Annotated in this window: 1 protein-coding gene; it reads right to left on the bottom strand. The window is 66.3% G+C overall.

All coding sequences use genetic code 11. The features are described 5' to 3' along the window. Window positions 1–413: 413 nt before the first annotated feature. A partial coding sequence (locus DMC18_RS10505; RefSeq protein WP_110132922.1) for a TonB-dependent receptor domain-containing protein occupies window positions 414–3,015 on the bottom strand: 2,602 nt, incomplete at its 5' end.

Raw genomic sequence — 3,015 nt, 5'->3', positions numbered from 1 at the left:
TAGCGAAGCTTACAGCCCGGTTCCGGGGAAGGCAGATGCCGAAGGGGGTGAAGGGCGGAAAAGGCCCGCGCGCCCCGGCCTGAGGCACAACGATCGCGCGGGGCGTCGAGGCTTCGTCGAAACGGTATTCAAACTCACAGCTCCGGGCGAGGCCCGGACGCCCCGCGCCCTCTTCCATCAACTCGTAGCGAAAGCGCGAGGACGAAGCGCCGTGCTTGCCCCCTCCGGCCCTCCGGGCCACCTCCCCCAGAGGGGGAGGATCTTGACGCCTCGGATGCTCCCCCTCTGGGGGAGCTGTCGCGGAGCGACTGAGGGGGCCGCGCGTCCGCGCAGCGCCCAAAGAAAAAGGCGGCGGGTCCTTTCGAACCCGCCGCCCCGGTTTTCAACCTAGGTCCTGGTCTAAGCCGTCAGGCCTAGAACTTGGCCTTGATCGCCACGTAGAAGCGGCGGCCGAGCACGTCGTAGGTCGACGGATCGGTGTTGGCCTGGACGTAGGAGGTGAAGGTCGGCGGATCCTTGTCGGCCAGGTTGGTGACGCCGCCCCGGATGGAGTAGGTGTCCGTCACGCGCCAGGTGCCGTTCAGGTCGAAGTAGTTGACCGCCTTGATCTTCTGGGTGGCCACCGCGGCGTCGGTCATTTCGCCGATGTAGCGCCAGCGGACGCCCAGATCCACCGGACCGATGGCGTAGGTCAGGGTGGTGGCGTGCTTCCACTCGGGGTGGGCCACGGCGACCGAGCTGATCGAGGTGTTGCCGATCGTGCCCTTCAGCTCTTCGAACTCCTCGCCCGGCAGGCTCTGGATCTTGAAGGTGTTGAGCCAGGTGCCGACCACGTTCAGCTTGATCGAACCGTACTTGTCGTCGAGGCCGACGGCGCCGAGGCCGAAGCCCCAGTCGACCTGGAAGTCCACGCCCGAGGTCTTGAACTCGGCCAGGTTCAGGTTCGTCAGCGTCATCGTGTCGATTTCGCCGGTCGAGGTGTTACGCGTGAACAGGCTGCAGTAGTACGAGGCGTTGGCGTCGCCGTTGTAGCACTTCTCCAGCACGGTCGAGGCGTCGATGGTGCCGATCGCGTCCTTGATGTCGATCGAGTAGAAATCGACCGACAGCGACAGCTTTTCGAACAGCGGGCTCTCCAGGCGCGGGGTCCAGACGGTCCCGATGCTGAAGGTGTTGCTGGTCTCTTCCTGCAGGTCCGGATTGCCGCCGCTCAGCGCGTTGATCTGGCCGTTGGCGTAGGTGTAGCTGTCGATGATCGCCGACGGCACGCCCTGCGCCAGGCACTGGGTGCGGACGCTGGCGGCGTTGGAGCCGGTGCGGGCCGAGCTGTCGATCGCGCAGGGATCCTCGTCGATCGCCGGGTAGCCCTGGTTCTGCGGCGAGTACAGTTCGCCGATCGACGGGGCCCGGACGGCGCGCTGGTAGCCGCCGCGCAGACGGAAGCCGTCGAAGACCTCCCAGTCGCCGTCGATCTTGTAGGCGCCGACGCTGCCGACCGTCTCGTAGTCCGACAGGCGGTAGCCGAGCGACAGGTTCAGTTCCTTGACGAAGGGCAGGTCCTTCAGGACCGGCACCAGGGCTTCGCCGTACAGTTCATAGACGTCGGTCGAGGCGTTGATGGCGTCGGCGGCGTTGAAGCCCACGACGTCGCCGGTCGAGAGCAGGCTGTCGGGCACGTACTGGAAGCTGTCGAACTTGTAGTCGACGCCCACGGCGGCGCGGACTTCACCGGCCGGCAGGTTGAACAGGCCGCCCTGGACGTTGAACTCGACGACGCGTTGGTCGGCGGCGGTCCAGTTCTTGGTCGTGCGCGAGATGTAGCTGCGGCACGAGTCGGTCAGGGCGTTGTTGCCGAAGGGGTCATAGCCGCCGGTGCAGATGCTGGCGCCGCCGTCGGCCGCGTCGAGCAGGGTCTGGACCGCCGAGTGGCTGACGTTGCCCGACTGGATCTCGTTCTGCTCCGAGCGGCCGAACGAGGCGTAGGCGTCGTACGTCCAGTCCTTGAAGCCGGTCTCGCCGCGAACGCCGCCGGCGATCTGGAAGACGTTGAAGGTCGTCTGCGAGATACGGGCGCCGACGTCGGTGAAGCGCTTGCGCAGCAGGAAGTCGGCGGTCGGGTCCGCGCGGCTGGCCAGGATGGTCGACAGGTCGGCCGGGATGAACGGGTTGGTCACCGGCACGGTGAAGCCGGTGGAGCTGGCGGCCGGCGACGGGGCCAGCTGGGTGCGCGAGTCGTAGTGGGTGAAGGCGAACGAGCCGTAGAACTCGGCGTGTTCGTTCACTTCGTACTCGGCGGCGCTGTAGACCGAATAGCGGGTCAGCGGCAGCTGCATCAGGTTCAGCGCGCCGGTGTTGTAGGTGCCGTTCACCGGGATCGTCGAATAGTCGATCGCGGTCGAGCCGGTGTAGTTGACGCCGTTGTAGAACAGCGTGCCGTCGTTGTTGAAGCCGAGGTTGGCGCTGTTCTTCACGGTGCCGGTGGCGATGCCGTACTTGGCGAACACGGCGTCGATGGCGGCCTGGGTCGGCAGGTTGGTGCCGGTGGCGTCGTAGCGGCCGTACGGGGTGGTCGACGAGGCGCCCGAGATCTTGGCGAAGTCGCGAGCGGAGTTGAACACTTCGCCGCGCTGGGTGTAGCCGACCGACAGGACGGCGTGGCCGCGGTCATCGGCGAACTTGCCGCCGGCGGCGAAGGCCAGCGAGCTTTCCTTGCCGTCGCCGCGTTCGGTCTCGCCGTATTGGGAGTCGAACATCAGGCCGGTGAAGTTCTTGTTGAGCTTGAAGTTGACCACGCCCGACAGCGAGTCCGAACCGTAGGTCGCCGAGGCGCCGCCGGTGATCACCTCGATGTTCTGGATCAGGGTCTGCGGGATGATGTTGATGTCGACCGTGCCGTCCGAGTTGGACGGAACCACGCGGTGGCCGTCGAGCAGCACCATCGTGCGCTGGCTTCCCAGGCCGCGCAGGTCGATGTTGGCCTGGCCGCCGTTCGACGGGTTGTTCGAGGTCGACGAC

This window comes from Caulobacter sp. D5 (genome assembly GCF_003185805.1).
Taxonomy (GTDB): Bacteria; Pseudomonadota; Alphaproteobacteria; order Caulobacterales; family Caulobacteraceae; genus Caulobacter.
Note: the sequence above shows the minus strand (reverse complement) of the source record. Positions and strands in the feature narration are given on the sequence as shown.